Annotated in this window: 12 protein-coding genes; 7 read left to right on the top strand and 5 right to left on the bottom strand. The window is 40.2% G+C overall.

The features are described from left to right. Positions 1-139: 139 nt before the first annotated feature. Positions 140-2,929, top strand: a complete 2,790-nt coding sequence (locus V7K25_RS30645; protein WP_335163542.1) for an MGH1-like glycoside hydrolase domain-containing protein — start codon at positions 140-142, stop codon at positions 2,927-2,929. Positions 2,930-3,182: 253 nt separating this feature from the next. On the opposite strand, the gene V7K25_RS30640 is transcribed toward V7K25_RS30645, so the two are convergent. Continuing rightward, positions 3,183-3,563 carry a DUF6632 domain-containing protein gene (locus tag V7K25_RS30640; RefSeq protein ID WP_335163540.1) on the bottom strand — a complete coding sequence of 127 codons (381 nt, stop codon included), beginning with the start codon at positions 3,561-3,563 and terminating at the stop codon, positions 3,183-3,185. 738 nt (positions 3,564-4,301) lie between these two features. Between V7K25_RS30640 and V7K25_RS30635 the strand changes: the two genes are divergently transcribed. Beyond that, entirely contained in the window at positions 4,302-5,162 is an 861-nt protein-coding gene (locus tag V7K25_RS30635; RefSeq protein ID WP_335163539.1) for a sulfurtransferase, read from the top strand. A 206-nt stretch (positions 5,163-5,368) separates the two neighbouring features. Here V7K25_RS30635 and V7K25_RS30630 read toward each other — a convergent pair whose 3' ends face one another. Continuing rightward, positions 5,369-5,560 (bottom strand): hypothetical protein, encoded by a 192-nt coding sequence (locus V7K25_RS30630; RefSeq protein WP_335163537.1) that lies wholly within the window; start codon positions 5,558-5,560, stop codon positions 5,369-5,371. Between the two features lie 592 nt (positions 5,561-6,152). Here V7K25_RS30630 and V7K25_RS30625 point away from each other — a divergent pair. The 5 genes from V7K25_RS30625 to V7K25_RS30605 all read left to right on the top strand — a co-directional run bounded on the left by V7K25_RS30625 (position 6,153) and on the right by V7K25_RS30605 (position 12,271). After that, on the top strand, positions 6,153-6,728 hold the full coding sequence (locus V7K25_RS30625) for a methanogen output domain 1-containing protein (RefSeq protein WP_335163535.1): 576 nt from the start codon (positions 6,153-6,155) through the stop codon (positions 6,726-6,728). A gap of 261 nt (positions 6,729-6,989) precedes the next feature. Beyond that, the gene (locus V7K25_RS30620; protein WP_335163533.1) at positions 6,990-8,324 is read left to right on the top strand and encodes a PAS domain-containing sensor histidine kinase; all 1,335 of its coding nucleotides are present in this window, start codon (positions 6,990-6,992) and stop codon (positions 8,322-8,324) included. Positions 8,325-8,643: 319 nt separating this feature from the next. Beyond that, positions 8,644-11,169: a sigma 54-interacting transcriptional regulator gene (locus tag V7K25_RS30615; protein WP_335163531.1), complete on the top strand. Its 2,526-nt coding sequence runs from the start codon at positions 8,644-8,646 to the stop codon at positions 11,167-11,169. Positions 11,170-11,482: 313 nt separating this feature from the next. Beyond that, positions 11,483-11,689: a hypothetical protein gene (locus V7K25_RS30610; protein WP_335163529.1), complete on the top strand. Its 207-nt coding sequence runs from the start codon at positions 11,483-11,485 to the stop codon at positions 11,687-11,689. Positions 11,690-12,016: 327 nt separating this feature from the next. Then, the gene (locus V7K25_RS30605; protein WP_335163574.1) at positions 12,017-12,271 is read left to right on the top strand and encodes a DUF7219 family protein; all 255 of its coding nucleotides are present in this window, start codon (positions 12,017-12,019) and stop codon (positions 12,269-12,271) included. Positions 12,272-13,312: 1,041 nt separating this feature from the next. On the opposite strand, the gene V7K25_RS30600 is transcribed toward V7K25_RS30605, so the two are convergent. From V7K25_RS30600 to V7K25_RS30590, 3 genes are read right to left on the bottom strand one after another with little or no spacing between them, the layout of a single operon-like run. After that, positions 13,313-13,942, bottom strand: coding sequence for a DUF928 domain-containing protein (locus tag V7K25_RS30600; protein WP_335163527.1), 630 nt, complete (start codon positions 13,940-13,942; stop codon positions 13,313-13,315). A 13-nt stretch (positions 13,943-13,955) separates the two neighbouring features. Then, a complete protein-coding gene (locus V7K25_RS30595; RefSeq protein ID WP_335163525.1) occupies positions 13,956-16,283 on the bottom strand; it encodes a CHASE2 domain-containing protein in 2,328 nt (775 codons plus the stop codon). Between the two features lie 26 nt (positions 16,284-16,309). Beyond that, positions 16,310-17,281 carry a DUF1822 family protein gene (locus V7K25_RS30590; protein WP_335163523.1) on the bottom strand — a complete coding sequence of 324 codons (972 nt, stop codon included), beginning with the start codon at positions 17,279-17,281 and terminating at the stop codon, positions 16,310-16,312. Between the last annotated feature and the right edge of the window lie 25 nt (positions 17,282-17,306).

Here is a 17,306-nt window from a genome sequence, read left to right as displayed (position 1 = left end):
AAATTTTATCAAGTTGTTATCATGCCTTGATTTAGTAAAGACACAAATAATATTTAGGTTCGTTTGAAAGTTAATAGCTTATGACTGCTATTAACTATTGCAAATTAATCATCGCAAACATCATAAAAGGAAACGAAAAATGAACAAGATTCAAGAGACGGCAGAAGGAAAAAGATTAATAGAAGACCGCGATCGCAGCAAAAATAAATATTGGAAGCGGTGGGGTTCTTATTTAAGCGATCGTCAGTGGGGAACAGTACGAGAAGATTACAGTGCTGATGGCACTGCCTGGGATTACTTTTCTCACGATCAAGCTCGTTCCCGCACCTATCGTTGGGGCGAAGATGGAATTGCTGGGATTAGCGATAATTATCAACGAGTTTGTTTTGCGATCGCTCTTTGGAATGAAAAAGACCCGATTCTGAAAGAAAGGCTATTTGGTTTAACCAATAGTGAGGGCAATCACGGGGAAGATGTCAAAGAATATTATTTTTATCTTGACAACACTCCCACGCACTCATACATGAAATACCTTTACAAATATCCACAAAAAGCTTTCCCTTATAGCCAGCTAATTGAGGAAAACAGACATCGAAAATCAACCAATCCCGCAGCTTTAGAATATGAACTAATAGATACAGGGATTTTTGATGAGAATCGTTACTTTGATGTTTTTGTAGAGTACGCTAAGAATTCTCCAGAAGATATTCACATCAAAATTAGTGTTACTAACCGAGGCTCAGAAACCGCCAAACTGCACCTTTTACCAACTATTTGGCTTCGCAATACTTGGTCTTGGGGGTATGAGAATCAAACAAAAGAATTTAAATACTTGCAAGCTATCAAAACTGACTCCAACCTAAGCGTCATAGAAACTGTTTATCAAGATAATGATGAAGTTAAAAATTTACGCAAAGGATGGCTTTATAGCGAAGCTCCTAAAGAACTTCTATTTACAGAAAACGAAACAAACAAGAAACGATTTGGTTGGGGTGATAATTCCGGCCCCGTCAAAGATGGCATAAATGATTACATTGTTTCTTTCGGAAATAACAAAACAGTAAATTCTACTCAAAAAGGGACAAAAGCCGCAGTTCATTACGACTTGACAATTAATCCAGGAGAAACCAAAGTAGTTAGACTGCGGTTGAGCAATGAAAATTTAGATTCTCCTTTTGGTAATGATTTTGAAAGTGTACTTAAAGATCGCCAGCGCGAAGCCGATGAATTTTATCAAGCTGTTTGTCCTTCTGGTATTTCCGAGGATATGCGAAATGTGCAAAGACAAAGCTTTGCTGGTATGTTGTGGAGCAAACAATATTATCACTATGTAGTTTATGATTGGCTCAATGGCGACCCCACTCCACCAAGACCACCAGAACAACGTAAATTAGGCAGAAATCGTCAGTGGGATCATTTATTTAATGAAGATATTATTTCCATGCCAGACGCATGGGAATATCCTTGGTTTGCTGCTTGGGATTTAGCTTTTCATACCGTTACCTTGGCACTAATCGATCCAGAATTTGCCAAAAAGCAATTGTATATATTTACGCGCGAATGGTATATGCATCCCAACGGTCAACTACCAGCTTATGAGTGGGCATTTGGTGATGTAAATCCACCTGTTCATGCTTGGGCTGCATGGCGTGTTTACAACATAGAAAAGGAAATGTATGGCACTGCTGATAGAAAGTTTTTGGAAGAAATCTTTCAAAAGTTATCTATTTATTTTACTTGGTGGGTGAATCGTAAAGATGCTGAAGGCAACAACCTTTTTCAAGGTGGATTTTTAGGATTAGACAATATTGGAGTTTTGGATAGAAGCAATATTCAGATTCCTAATGCAATCATAGAGCAGTCTGATGGTACTAGCTGGATGGCAATGTACTGTCTAAATTTGCTAAAAATAGCCACAGAACTTGCCAAAGAAGATCCTGAGTCTAGTAGTAAGTCTAGTAGTAAGTATAGAAGCGAATATGAAGATATGGCTTCTAAATTCTTCCAGCATTTCCTACTTATCGCTGATGCAATGAATAAAGTCGGTGGTACAAAAGTAGATATATGGGATGAAAAAGACAATTTTTACTATGATATTCTGAAAGCTCCTCCAGGTGTAGTTGAGGGTGCGAACAGTGAAGGTGTACTGTTAATGAAAGTGCGATCAATGGTCGGGTTAATTCCGCTTTTTGCTGTAGAAACAATTGAACAAGATATTGTTGAGCAATATTTATCTTCAGATTTTAAAAAGCGGGTTGATTGGTTTATTCAAAATCGTCCCCAACTTACTCAACACGAGAATGTTTCTGTTCTCCCCAATCAAAATGGACTTTATTATTTGTCGCTGGTAAATAAAGATCGACTCAAATCGATTTTGGAGCGTCTGTTGAATGAAGCAGAATTTTTGAGTGATTATGGTATCCGAGCGTTGTCAAAATATCATAAAGATCATCCTTATGTCTTACGAGCAAATGGACAAGAGTATCGAGTAGAATACGAACCAGCAGAATCAAAATATGGAATGTTTGGTGGAAATTCTAATTGGCGCGGCCCTATTTGGTTCCCTGTGAATTATCTTCTCATTGAATCTTTATTGAAGTTTCATGATTTTTGGGGAGATCAAATCAAAGTTATGTGCTCTAATTCTTCTGGTGAAAGGAAAGAGATGAATTTGCAAGAAGTGGCAAATGAATTAAGCCAAAGGCTGATCAAAATTTTCCTGAAAAACCCAACATCTGGTAAGCGGCCTGTTTATGGCAGCTCAGAAAAGTTTCAAAACGACCCACATTGGCGTGATTTGATTCTGTTCTATGAATATTTTCATGGCGATATTGGTGCAGGTATTGGTGCTAGCCATCAAACCGGTTGGACAGGTTTAGTAGCTGAATTGATTCAAAAATCAGCGAAAAAAGAAGGGTCAGCAGAATAAAACCAAACCTCGTTTATCTATAATTAACAAAGATAAACGAGGCTAAAAACCTCGTTATGCCGTCTGTGTAGAAGCCACTTTTGAGTCTGCGGTCGATTTGAACTAGGTAATGGTAGCTTTACGAATGTGTCCGCTCTTGCGTACTCCGCAACACAACGCTAATCCCAAAGCCACTTTGGGCAAAACTTGTAAAATAAAAAGCAATTGGGTTCTTTCCCTGTTGCTTGGCAGTGTTGCATTTGTTATGCCGCGCTTATTCATGCACTGGCACTACTTCGCGTGATGCCAGGAAACCAAGGACAATTGCTACCAATATCAATGCTGGAACATCGCCGAAGAGGTGTCCACGTTCCGCAGAGTCAATCACTGCGTGTACCGTCATAATCGCCCCATGAACAAAACTCGACCAGACAGTAAACCAGATTAAACTGAGATGGGCTTCTGGTTTTCGAGAAGCCCATAGTAAAAAGACACCGAGCGTCGCATAAATGCCGATGATCATCTGTTCATATTCGTATTGAGCTGGTTGCCATGACCAGCCCGATGGCCATATTTTCATCAACGGATAGACCAGGAGAAAAGCAATTCCAACAACAACAAGGGCAATTCGCAAGTACCGATGCTGCTCATCCATTACTCCAACCTCACATTATTTTTCCAGGGTAGTTTCTACTAATGGAACGACTACTTGTAATAGTATTCTCGCTAGTGACACTTCAACTTAGGAGTGTTAGGAATCTTGATGTTTCTCGTGGTTCAAAGGTGATTCAACACTGAATTGTCTTTGATAACAAATTGTTAAGAACGAACTTGTATTCTGAACCAAAGCTATCAAAATTTTCTAGGTGCTTTGGTGATCGTGGGCGAAAGCATGGCAGGCATACCTATGAGCTTTTGAAGTCACTTGTCCTGTACTTTGATAAGGGACTTCCAAATAAAAAAATGTTCCAAAACTGAGGCAAAAACTCTCTCTATTTCTTCTCTCTGCGTTCTCTGCGCGGCAGTCGCTCATGGGGGAAACCCCCAAGACCGTGCTGCCTTGTCTCTGTGGTTCGTTTCTTGGAATAATTTATTTCTTGGAAGTCCCTAATCGACAAATTAAGCGTTGAGCAAACGATAAGCTTACCTTGAAGCGTTAGGCTATTTGTCGCTGCGACCTTTAGCCCCAGACGAGAAAATAATCCTTTGCTTCTTTATTCTCTGTAAATAAACTTTATTCAAAATTCTGGATTCGTAATTATTACTGTCAAATAACATATACCAAAAGTTATCTCGTAACATTTAACATTCATTATTCTGTAATTTGCATTCCAAAATGCAAATTTACCAAGGGCGATAATGCTTACTGGTACAATAACAGAAGTATGAAGTCGTGAATACAAAACTCCTCATTTCTCCTCAAGAACTCACGTCACTGTTAGCAGAAAATCTATCACAGACTGTCATTATTGATACGCGAAGTCAAGAAGATTATTTTATTTCTCATATTCCTCAATCCATAAATATTAGAGATTTGTTCACCTATCTTTTAGATAATTCCTCTCCAATAGGATTGAAGGAACTGCAAGAGTATTTTGCAGAAATTATGAGCAGAGTAGGAATATCTGGTACAGAACAGTTAATTGTTTATGAAGATGCTTTAAATAAAGGTTATGGTCAATCTTGTCGAGCAGCTTTCTTGCTGAAGTATTTGGGTTGCGCTCAGGTATCTATTTTACACGGAGGATATAGAGCATGGCTCAAAGCAGAATTACCTATTACCGATGAAGTACCAAAGCGTGAAAGCAGCATATTTAGATTGCATCCCAATGCTGACATAATGGTGACTACCACTGAGATGTTGCAAGCAATTGGCAATCCAGCAATTATTAAATTAGATGTGCGCGACAGTTCAGAATGGCTTGGGCTAAGTTCTTCTCCCTATAACCCTGATTTTTGTCCTCGCAAAGGTAGAATACCTAATGCAGTATGGTTAGAATGGCATCGTCTGATGAATTCTGAATTAGAAATCCCTACGTTTCGCTCGCCAGAAGAAATCCGAGAAATTTGTCAATCAATAGGTATTACTTCAGAGTCTATTGTGTACATTTACTGCTTTAAGGGTTCAAGGGCTGCTAATACATTAATAGCCCTTGAAGAGGCAGGAATTTCTGCTAGAAATTATTTTGGCTCTTGGAATGAATGGTCTCGTGATTTTTCATTACCCATTGATAGCAGACTAATCAGCGTGTAAGCTTGCTGATAGTTAGCGATGTTTACGGCAGGCTACACCTATGCACATTTTGTTCATGTTTTAAAGAGCATTTGCCCTGTGCTTGCGCGAACTCGGTTTCGACTATTCTTTAAAGAAAAAAGATTAGGCACACAATTAATGCATTAAAAATACTGTAAATCTTCCTAGTAACTAATCTCTTGTATTTACTGAGCTTTATTGTATAATTAAACATCAACATTTATCTGTTCTATCTGTCTAGCAGCTTTATCCCAAAGCTTTGCTGAAGTCTCATCTTGCCAATGAGTTCTCAGATTTTCTGCTTTTCTATGACATATTCGCTCTAACATTTCTAATATTGCGGATAATGTCAATTTATTAATTAATGTTTCTAAAATCTCCATATATTCTTTTTGCATGATATTTTCCTCGTTAACGTCATCTGATATCTTCTGATAAAACTCATCTACATGTGCTTTGTGTTATCAAACAATAGATTAAGATTGATTGTAGATGACTAATATCCTGCCAGCTTTTACACCCAGTTTAGCCTATTTTAAATACTCAATGTTGATAATTTCTTTTTAACAGATTAAAAAACTATTTAATTCAAATATTTTCTCACAAGTTCCTCAAGTTTTTTGCCTAACTTCAAAATAGGGTAGGATAACTAGATCACTTTTTCGTAAGTATATTATAGCCTCTAAATCAGGTAATTATAAATATTTTAGTGAATGGCATTGATGGATTTATTTACTATTAAACATGTTGATAAAGGAACGGGTTAGGATTGGCGATCGCTCGTCAAATCGTCGTTGACAAATATAGCGAGGCGATAGCTGTAGAGTCAACTTGAAGACAAGACACAGCGTTGATCCTTTACTAGTAAGTATATGTTCCTAAGTTTAAGTTAGTTTTGTAGCCAATTAGGGAAAACTATTCTTAGTAAACATGGTACTTAATTAAAATTTTTTGGTGTGTCACTGACTTTCGCTTAATTAAGTATCATTCATGCTTGCCCTATCTGAAAACTTAGGAAATAACACCATCATGGTTCACATATCTTCGCTCGACGAACAAATAAAATCCTTAGAATTACCGATCGAGCGCGATCAATTTCTGCGTACAATGATTAGAGAATTGGCTGGAACCCTACAAGATGTTGTTGGGATTGAACAGGCAGAAGGCTTTTTGAATGTAGTCGGCTATCGAACAGGTCAACATGTCAATCAGGTATACCAGAACGCTTTGCAACTGTCAAATCTTTCTCGTAGCCAGGTAACTGCCGTCCTCATAGATTGGAAACGCCGGATTCAAGGCGACTTTTACGTGATTGAAGAAACTGATGAGAAGATCGTTTTAGGCAATCGCAAATGCCCCTTTGCAGAACAGGTAGAAGGGCGCGAAGCCATGTGTGTCATGACATCTAATATTTTTGGCGCAATCACAGCCGACAACCTCGGCTACGCTAGAGTCGAGTTACAAGAAACGATTGCTAGAGGCGCACAAGAATGCAGAATCGTCATTCATCTCAAACCTAGCGAAGTATTAGACGAGTTTGTAGCACAAGAATACTTCAAAGTATAGTAGCAGCCTCAAACGGGACATTTGCAGACTATCACCCTCTCCCTGTAATATGTCCCGGCTGAAGTTGATGCCCCAAAGCCTACCTTATTCCAGATTAGGATAGAATATATTATTTGAAATTTCTGAAGCAGCTTTGTAGTTAAAGCTTTTTATCCAAAATCTCAAATCCAAAATTAGTATTAGTTAGTATTAGTCTCTTTACTTTTATCCCGTCCGTGCTATGAGCAATGGTAAAGATCCCTGCTTCAGTACCTCCAGATCATGATACGCGATCAATTTTTAAAGTTTGCCCAGGTTTTACCAGAACCTCTGCTTCTTGTGACTAGCGCAGGTGAAATTTTAGCAGTTAATCAGCCTGCTGCCAGACTCTTTAACAAGACCAGTAAAGCACTGATTGGTCAATGTCTTACCGAGTTTGTTACTGATTCTTCAGAGAAAGTCATCGACTATCTTCGAGCTTGCTCTCAAAGTCGTCAAATGATTTTGGGAGCTTTAACTATCCACCAAGTCCAAGGAGAGGGAATTGCTTGTCGTAGTCAAGGATCTTTGATCGAGCCGCGATCGCCCGAAAGCCCAGCCATTAATTTACTGCGGTTAGAAAAGCGAACGAGCGATCAATTCGTTTTGCTTAACCAAAAAAATCATGCACTGAGTAAAGAAATTCAACAACGGCAACGCATTCAGGCAGAACTTGCACAATCGAATGAAACCTTAAAACAAACTTTGCTCAAACTGCAAAATGCCCTTGAAGTTGTCCAAACAGAAAAGATGTCTGGGCTAGGACATTTAGTTGCAGGCATTGCCCATGAAATTAACAATCCGATTAGCTTTATTCATGGAAATTTGACTTATGCTAGCGAATACTATGATGATTTACTAAAACTGATTCAACTCTATCAGCAAGAATATCCTAATCCAAGCCTAGTGATTCAGCAAGAAATTGAAGCCTTAGAACTTGACTTTATTCAACAAGATATCAAACAATTACTCCAGTCAATGCACACAGGTTCCGAGCGGATTAGGGAGATTGTTAAATCTTTGCGAAACTTCTCTCGATTAGACGAATCAACATTCAAGGTAGTTGATATTCATGAGGGTTTAGAGGCTGCATTGATGATTTTACAAAGTCGTCTCAACCCTGGCAAACGGCATTCTGGTATTGAAGTGATTACAGAATATGGAGAATTACCTTTGGTTTGTTGTTCTCCTGGGCAACTCAATCAGGTGTTTATGAATCTTCTGAATAATGCGATCGATGCTTTAGAAGAAGCTGAACAAGTGCGATCCTCTCCAAGCAACCCTAGGTCATCACAAGAAATAATGCAAAACGAGCCTAGTCGGATCTGGATTCGCACGCAGAAACTAAACGATCGCTACATTGCAATTTTCATTAAGGATAACGGTAACGGAATCCCTACCCAGATTCATAATCAGATATTTAATCCCTTCTTCACCACTAAGCCAGTGGGTAAAGGGACAGGATTAGGATTATCGATTTGTTACCAAATCATTGACAGCCATGATGGTCGAATTAATGTGATGTCTGATCCAGCTTGGGGAACTGAATTTAGTATTGAGTTGCCCATTATTTGCTGATCAACTAATAGCATTGCCGTATTCATCTTGTAATGTGCGGTATCCATAATTAGTTTTTAAAGACACCTCTAGCATACCTAAAAATTAAACTATTACTACATTTACTACAATATATTGTATAAATTATAACACTATGTGAGCAGGGAGCATCCCAATTTTGCAAAAATAAAGGAAGAAACATTATTCGCGAGTAATAATCACGAATAATGTGGGAATTAAATCTTGTGGCTTTTCCTCTTCTTGCTCAGATCCAGAACTAATATTGCCTCTTTTTCAAGGGATAATCTTCTTATACAGCAGCCTACACGGAGAACTTAATATGACATCTCCAGAAATGGTTACATGGCTAAAAGAACGGACAAGTTTAGGAATTCTCTCATCTGAGGTGTTAGATGCGATTGCTCAAGTAACTGAAGAACAAGTAGTGAGTGCCGAAACTAACTTAGTTAGCGAAGGCAGTCGTCCAGAAGCCCTTTATATTCTCCAAGAAGGTCAACTTGAAAGCAATAGCACCAATGAAACCAACCCAGCCTTAGCTTGTGGATTCCTCCCCGGTGCAGTGATTGAACTCAAAGAGCTGCTATTGGATGAATTAACTCCATTCACAATTACTACGGTAACTGAATGTCATTTGTGGGTTGTGCCTGGTGATAAATTTCGCGCTTTAGTTAACCAATACCCCGAAATTGCTCAGGCTTTTTCGCGCCAATTGGCTCAAGAATTAGCTCAGGTAACATCTGCACTTGGCTATGAACAAGAACGTTCCGTAGCTTTGCGACCATATTTAGTCACCAAAGCCCAACGGGGAATTATCGGTACAAGTCGCTATGCTGTAAGGCTACGCGAGCAAATTCGAGAAGCGGCGGCTGACCGGAAATCAGTGGATATTTTTGGAGAACCAGGATTAGAAAAAGACAATATAGCAGCTCTCATCCATTTTGGTTCTCCAAAACGACGAGAACCAATTATTAAAGTAAATTGCGGTATTCTGCAAACTAGCGGTGCAGATTTATTCGGTCGCGCTGGCGGTAAACCAGGATTGTTGGAATGGTTGGGAGAAGGTACTTTAGTTCTCAACAATATCCAAGAATTGCCCGAAGAATTATTACCTCCGGTGACGCAGTTGCTCAAAACTGGCACATATACCCCCGTCAGTCGTGCAGGAGAGGCAGCACCTGAACCTCGTCCCAGTAAAGCCAGAATTCTGATTGTTTCCGAAAAAACTCAGCCGACAATTGAACGTTGTATTGGTCACATTATTAAAGTGCCACCGCTACGGGTACGGAAAGCTGATGTTCAGGCACAGGTTGAATATTATACTAGTCTCTACATTCGAGCTAGAGGCGTTCTGAAACCGCACATCACCCCAGAAGCTTTACGCCGCCTCCAGTCTTATGATTTTCCTGGCAATCTCAAGGAATTAAAAAATCTGGTAGAAAGAGCGATCGTGCAAGCGGAGGGTGCTAATGAATTAACAGAAGAAATTTTCTGGCCAGCCGAAACGAAGAAAAAACGATTTCGGGTGAATCTGTTAAATGCCTATCCTCATTTGCGGCGATTTTTGCGTAGTCCCTGGTGGCCCGATCGCATTAACTATGGTTTTACTGCAACGGCTTTTGCAATTATAGTTGCAGTCTTATTTATTGGGCCACAAACCCGCGATCGCAATTTCGTATTAAATCTATTTTGGGCTTGGTGGTGGCCTTTCTTCTTATTTCTCTTTCCCTTTTTGGGGCGTATCTGGTGTTCTGTTTGTCCCTTCATGATTTACGGGGAAATTACCCAAAAGTTATCTCTGTGGCTGTGGCCTCGAAAACTCAAACGTTGGCCCAGACAAGAAGCTGAGAAATGGGGCGGATGGTTCATGTTTGGTTTATTCACCCTAATTTTCTTATGGGAAGAACTCTGGCATTTAGAAAATACCGCCTACCTCAGCGCTTGTTTGCTGCTTTTAATTACGGCTGGAGCGATGATTTTCTGTGCTCTTTTTGAGCGAAGATTTTGGTGTCGTTATCTCTGTCCTATCGGCGGGATGAATGGTTTATTTGCCAAACTCTCAATGACGGAACTTCGCGCCCAGCAAGGTATTTGTTCTGCCAGTTGCACCACATATCAGTGCTATAAAGGTGGGCCACAAAAGGGCGAAGGGATGGAAACCAATGGATGTCCTTTATATTCCCACCCAGCGCAGTTAGAAGATAACAGAGATTGTGTATTGTGCATGACTTGCCTGAAAGCCTGTCCCCATCGTTCTGTTGAGTTCAACTTGCGTCCACCTGGAATTGAACTGTGGACAACTCATGTACCTCGCACCTATGAAGTAGCATTATTGTTTTTGTTGTTGGGTGGAATATATCTGCATCGCTTGCCAGAGTTGCAATCTTGGTTGGGGTTACAACTGGATTTAACTCAGTTTTGGCAGCACTTGGGATTATCGCTGCTAGTGTTAATCATCCCAGCGATTCTTACCTTTGGGGCTTATGGCTTGCTGCAAGTATTCAACTTTAACCGAAAGCCTCGATCATTTGTAGAACTTGCTTATGGCTATCTACCATTAGTGTTAGGGGGGAACTTGGCTCATTATCTGCGTTTAGGCTTAGGCGAAGGTGGACGAATTTTACCCGTAACCTTTGCTACCCTTGGACTGGGTAGTGAACAATTGCCAATATTGGTTGCTCATCCGGCTGTCATTGCCTTTTTGCAAGGTGCAACGATAATTTTTTCCGTGTTAATGACTATACTATTAACCCAAAAGATTGCCAAGCAACCAGTGCGATCGCTCCTTTGGCAACACCTAGCAGCGATCGGTTTAGGAGTTAGTATGTGGGCGATTATCGTGTTTTGAGTTTCACATAATATATAGCGATTGTGACAATACGGTTCGGTTAACATGTTTGTCTCCCGAAGATCCCACCTTTTTTAGGGTTGCCCTTTCTGAGCTTTACCCCCTTAAAAAGGGGGCCGCCGCAGGCAGAGGGGGATGTTATCCGAACCGTATTAGGAGTGATGATATCAAATACGTTTGATATCAAAATTATCCCTCTTTCCTCTCCCTCTGCGGTTTCAGCGTCTCTGTGGTTTCTTAAGAGAGCCGATGGCGCTTTGAATGTCTTATATCATGTCCGGCTGATTAGTTATAATTTCCGCATCTGTGTAAAATGGTTTGGCATCAAGAAGAACAGGTATTGCAGTTAGTTCGCGATCGCATCGGTGTTCTTACCCTCTATTACACTACCACTGGTTCGGTTCGTTGGATTGCGCCTCAACTGATAGCTTTATCACCCCATTGTTCATGCGATTTAGATTTGGTGGCGTTGCAAGATTATCTTTATTGTGCCTTTGTTCCAGGAGAACGAACGCTTTGAGAACAGGTGCGGGAACTGCAACCTGGAACGGCGTAAATAATTAAAGGTTTGTAGTGTTAGCGTAGCGTCTCCTAGAGAGGACTGAAGACCTCTCTACAAACTAATTTCAATATTAGTTAATATAGTTTGGATTATTCTTACCTACTTACACTAAAATTTCTTTTTTTTAACTTGATAGTTATTTCTATCTTCTTACAGTAGCCATATAAATATATTTTTTACTACAATATTAACTTCTTCTGGAATTTGGCTTTTCTACTGTGTAATTACACGTAGAATAAATCAAGTCTAGAACTCTTAAATAAAAAAATGGCAGATAACAAACTAATGACACAGCCTAACTCGCAAGACAAAAATAGCTTTCTTTACCCTCGTAGCCGATATTATGGTAATTTCCAGCCAGAAACCTTAGCTTTTAATGCCAACCTTCAAGAATTTGCCCAAAAAATTAGTTACATTACCTGCCTAGAAACAGGTGGAAAGCTGTCTTCAGAAGAAGCTTACGAGCAAATTAGGGCGCTTTGGAAACAGTTGAAACATAGCAAAAAGGAACTAGCTATTGGGGAAAATAAAGAAATTTAAGCTTTCAACAAGATGCATTAACTATTGTTCAAGCAACTTTTATGTGATTTTACTCTCACTAAAGTTATAAAAGGAGGTTAGCCCCAGGGCGGCCGCATCATGTCAATAAGCAGCCTATATTCTTAATAGAGTTAAAGTCAATGTCATTAGGTCTTACTTATTGCGAAAAAATTAGGCGATTGTTTTGGGGCTTAAAAAATAATCAAACGCGAAATCCCTATTTTTTCCTTGGTTCTTAACCTTCGTTGTGATCAAGAGTAATTTAGATGCGTTTGCCCTGAGGTTAGCCCAGCTTCTATGCTTATATATATTCTTGGGAATCTTAAGAAAGTTTTGTATACACGCTTACAATTCAATTTAACAATTAGCATTTTTTGAAAGGATTTTGTGTTCGAGTTTGTCCGATTAACCTCCCAGTACAGTAGGAAATTGGGAATTTAATAAAGAATCTCCGCCTACCTATGCTCAAAAAGCAGGCATATACCCAATAATTTCTGACCGATAAAATTGCTGAAAAGCCTATGAATATGTACTTTTAATGGGAGCATCCCAAATATGCAAAAAGGGGGTAAAAAGCCGATTTTCTGGGAGCATCCCAGTTTTTATTTAGCGAGCAAATATTAATCCATCACCCGATGATCGCCGTGAAGGATTTGTCCTGATCTGACTCGGATGGATTACTATCTCCACTACCTGGAAATTACTCAACCTCAATTACCTGAGTAAATTCGTTATCTTGCAGTTGATCAGTAAACCAAAAAGTTTTCCTCAAAGAGCGATCGCTATCTGTACCCCAATACGGTTCAGTTAAGGAAAATTGTAGCGACTGTCTTAAAAGTCAAGTGATCGTTAACAAAAAAACGGGGGTTGGAGCATCGACGCAACTGAGGAACGCTGCGCTAGATTCGGCGGTGTCTGGTACGGTGTTTGGTTTCACTGCCGTTCAACCCAACCTACATTAGAGTTATTTTTTAGGCAAAACTACGCAGTATTGCCGTGCAAAGGAAACTCTATAAAATAATCCCACATTTATGCAACGCTCTAATTCTTAAGATTGCAGCACTCTACTTTTGGTTCAGTTGCAAAATCATTCAAACCAACGGCTTTCAACAGCGCCGTCCAAGAAGTATCTTGCGATTTTGTGCGACGCAATTCACTAGCAGCACTCAGCGCTTCATACCAAATACCATTAGCCGCATAAAGATTTACTTGCTGGCTTGGTGTTGCTTTTGATGGCAAGCGAAGGTTTACTATTCCTGGTGTCCCCGTTAAAGAAGTTTTATAAATAGTCTGATTTTGTGCTTCATCTTCTAGCACAAACTCTCCAGATGCAAAGTCAGATGCATAAGGAACATAGAATAAGAAACTAGGATGCTCTGTGATCGTTGTGCCAAACACCAATTCTGATTTTGAATAAACAGGTACTAAAGCTGTGAGCCGCTTTTGAGAAGAAGTCAGAAGCTTATTTATATCCTGACCACAGCCACGACTACCTGCTTCTGTTCGCTTACCTGGTTCCCCGATGCCTTTTGGTGGAGGCGGTGCTGCGAAAATCAATGATTGGTTTAATTGTCTGTTGTGATTTGCAGGCTGGGCTTGGACATCTATAGAGCTAAGGAATGTTAAACTAACGGCGAGGAAAATTTGAATCTTTTGCATAGAAAATTTCATTTTTATTTATGCCTCAAATTCTGCTTTGTTGTGATAGGTAAATTGCCACTGTGCCACCAGTAGCCACTAAAACCAAAGCTGATGGAACTAGGGGAACCCAAATCCCTTGGTAAAACAGAATTAAGCAAAAAACGTATAAGACTCCAAGTACACCTCCTCCTGCCAATACTAAATATAGTCTTGACCGATCGCTTGCTGCGATCGCCACTGATCCGGCTACGCTAAACGCACCTCCAACCACCGACCAACTCCAAACCCACAAAACTTCGCCCCAAATGGGCAAAACTGATATCAAAGGTCGCCCATCCATAACCGCACTCACCAGCTGACTCACCATTTGTGCTTGCAGAATCACCCCTGGTATTTCTTCAGAAGCCTGCCCAGTCATGTAGGGGGTAGGACTATAATCACGAAAGCTTTGGGCAGTAGTACCAATGAGAACAATTCGGTCTTTGACTTGTTCAGCGTTGACTTTACCCCTAAGAACATCTGTGAGTGTGACTTTAGGAGCAATTTCTCCAGGGGAATTTTGAACAGACCGATAATTGAGCAATATTTGGTAGCCCCCTGTATCCGCCTGTTGATAGCCACCTATGTGAGACTGCAACCGCTTAAAAACAACCTTACCTAACTGCAAATCCCCAGAATCAGTGTATTTGGCAGAGATACCTTCTGCCTGCAAGTAGTGAAATGCCAGTTGAGCATTAAGGGCATAGGGTGCAGTACAAGGGGAAGTTACGTCTGCTGATTGCATTGCCAATAAATGACGACGCAGAACGTGGTCTAGGTCTGGGATAATATCACTAAATCCTTGGCGTTCTAGCGGAACCCCTAAAGGAGGTGAAATTCCGGGACGTTCTTTTGTGAGTTCTTGAACTTTGCAAATTGCAAAAAGTCTGTCATCTATTTTCAACCTAGTTGCTAAAGAAGCTTGGTTGCGTTGTGATGACTGATCGTGATAAATATCCAAACCAATGGCTTTGGGTTGGAACTGTGCAAGTTTTTCCAAAAGTCGGGTTAGTGCTAGATCCGAAAGCGAACCTCTTCTTTCCTTTTGTTCTGGTAACTGAAAATCTTCTTCGGTGACAGCAACTATCAACAGACGCGGATCTTGCTTTTCTTGGGGACGCGATCGCATTAATTGATCGTAAGCTTGTAACTCCCATGTTTGCAATCCTCCCATTTGCCGGACTCCCAGCACGCTGATGGTGAGCATCACACTCATTAGCAATCCCCTTAGGAGTAGGCCAATATTAGATTTAATTCGGGGCTTTGGCCAAGTCATCGGTATGGCAGCAGGATTTTCACAAATTATCGGTAACCAAGTTGCCCCAGGAAATTTGTCTTCTAATCCTTGCAGTTTTTCTCTGGCAGTGCGAACTGCAATATATAAAGATGCGCCTGAAGAAAAAGCTTCCAGAAAATGCTTTAAAAATGCTTGCGCCACAAGATCGGGCACAGGTTCCCGCATGACAATAATTTGGGGAATATGTAAATCTTGTAGTTCTCGCGCTAATCCCAATCCATCACAGGAGTTGAAAATCGCTAACTGTAAGCCATTGGTGACGGCATTTCTCAGGGCATATTTCAAATCTGCAATTGTTAAACTATCTTGGTCATTAATATAAATGCGACCAGTCTCACCTTCGCTTTTACTATGACCAGCGAAAAATAAAATATTCCAAGGTTGGTTCCACAGATGATCGTTAATCCGATCGCGTTGGGGCTGTGTCAAAAAGGTTGTGGTAGCATTGGGTAATTTTTTTAGTAATTCGCAGTCTTTGTCTACATCAATACCAGATTTATCGCCCAAAACCGCCAATATGTTGATTTTGTGTCTGTAGGTAGATGTCTGCAATGCAGTTACTTGTTCTAACTCTGGAACGCTCAAAGCTACCTCGGCCTTGGTGTAGTCCCGATCGAGCAAATCCCATAGATGCCAAGGAAGTTTCTCTAGCTGCATAGAGGCAGTGCGAATCAGCACTCGCACTTCCTCATTGGGCATTAAGTATTTAAGCAATTTTTCTCGAATCCGCCAAAAAGACTCTGACTCTAGCCAGTGATTTAAGTGCGATCGCAACTCACAAACTTTGTTTTGACACTCATCACGCCGTTGGGTAATAGAACCATCGTAAATAATTTTTTTGGCTTTGATGCGGCCGCTTCCTAGACTACAATAAGTTGAGCGCCACTCATCAATTGCTTTAACTATTTTTATATTGGGAGGTAAGTAACCAGAGGTTTCTATACTGGGACGCTTACCATCTTCTCCAATCTCCAGCGTCACCCGCACCCCTAACTCCAAATCGCCATCTAGCTTCAAAACAACTAACTTTCCCATTTGCAGCACCCCTATTGTTTTTCGCTTCAGATGAGAAAACTTTCTATCACGCTAATATTCCCCAAGACCAATTTAATACTAAAACGTTCTCCTACATCACCACTAAACTGCAATTGAATATTTTTGTTAGTGCTTCTAGTTTGCGCTTCCATAATAGATTCTCCCTCTACTCCTTCAAAGTCAAGCACCATCAGTTGGAGATTTGGTGGTAGATAAATTTCTCCCCATGTAGGATGCACTTCTACGATAATATCTATTTCCTTCTCCTTTTCTTGAATGAAACCAACGACTAGAATTACAGATTGAATTATTCCTGTCTTTCCTAAATCAATCAGCTTACCTCTGCTAACAAAAGAACCATTAGCACTTCTTAGATTCCAATCTGGATTAGCTCTTTGATAATCAAAGAGAGTTTCAATTTCTTGCCAACCAGACTCAAAAATATTTTCTAACCATTGTTTGAGTTTAACTAAAGTCTTCCTGTCAGTGGGCAATTGAGAAGCTAACTCAGCTTGCCTCACTTGAGTAAGCTCTTCTAAATACTCCAGTAGATTGTCCAAAGGTTGCAACTGATTGATTGGTAGCAAATCACTTTGTACCTGCTTGACAAATCCTAGTAGCGTCGCTTCTCGAAATGATTTCTTTATCTGCACAGCCACATAGCCAATTCGATTTGACTGTACTTCAGGCGGTACGTAAATAAATTGTGCATCTTCCAACACTGGGCGACATTCTAACGATCCCAAGTTTTTCAGCGACAAATCAGCTACATCCATAAGTGTTTGCTGTAAAGGGTTCCAACTATCGCTCTTGTCTAAGTCTGTCTCAAATCCCATGTATTGGAGATAAGAGTTTACAAAAGACACAGACAAAGTATTGAGATGAACAAGTTCAGCTTTTTTTTGCGTGGCTTGTTGCCTACATAACTCTTCTGCTCGATGTCTTCCATCTAACGGTATAGGCCCTGTAAATTGTAAAGGATCTGCGATTTTCTCCATATTTTTTGACCAGATGATTAAAGTT

It is taken from the genome of Nostoc sp. (assembly GCF_036919495.1).
Lineage (GTDB): Bacteria > Cyanobacteriota > Cyanobacteriia > Cyanobacteriales > Nostocaceae > Nostoc.
The sequence above is the reverse complement of the archived record's forward strand: the minus strand, read 5'-3'. Positions and strand labels throughout refer to the sequence as shown.

Bases quoted from the DNA above. Each gene is read 5' to 3' on its own strand.
- V7K25_RS30610 (WP_335163529.1), top strand. From the start codon at position 11,483: ATGGTTTGGCATCAAGAAGAACAGGTATTGCAGTTAGTTCGCGATCGC.
- V7K25_RS30645 (WP_335163542.1), top strand. From the start codon at position 140: ATGAACAAGATTCAAGAGACGGCAGAAGGAAAAAGATTAATAGAAGAC.
- V7K25_RS30615 (WP_335163531.1), top strand. From the start codon at position 8,644: ATGACATCTCCAGAAATGGTTACATGGCTAAAAGAACGGACAAGTTTA.
- V7K25_RS30625 (WP_335163535.1), top strand. From the start codon at position 6,153: ATGCTTGCCCTATCTGAAAACTTAGGAAATAACACCATCATGGTTCAC.
- V7K25_RS30630 (WP_335163537.1), bottom strand. From the start codon at position 5,560: ATGCAAAAAGAATATATGGAGATTTTAGAAACATTAATTAATAAATTG.
- V7K25_RS30600 (WP_335163527.1), bottom strand. From the start codon at position 13,942: ATGAAATTTTCTATGCAAAAGATTCAAATTTTCCTCGCCGTTAGTTTA.
- V7K25_RS30640 (WP_335163540.1), bottom strand. From the start codon at position 3,563: ATGGATGAGCAGCATCGGTACTTGCGAATTGCCCTTGTTGTTGTTGGA.
- V7K25_RS30595 (WP_335163525.1), bottom strand. From the start codon at position 16,283: ATGGGAAAGTTAGTTGTTTTGAAGCTAGATGGCGATTTGGAGTTAGGG.
- V7K25_RS30590 (WP_335163523.1), bottom strand. From the start codon at position 17,281: ATGGAGAAAATCGCAGATCCTTTACAATTTACAGGGCCTATACCGTTA.
- V7K25_RS30620 (WP_335163533.1), top strand. From the start codon at position 6,990: ATGATACGCGATCAATTTTTAAAGTTTGCCCAGGTTTTACCAGAACCT.
- V7K25_RS30605 (WP_335163574.1), top strand. From the start codon at position 12,017: ATGACACAGCCTAACTCGCAAGACAAAAATAGCTTTCTTTACCCTCGT.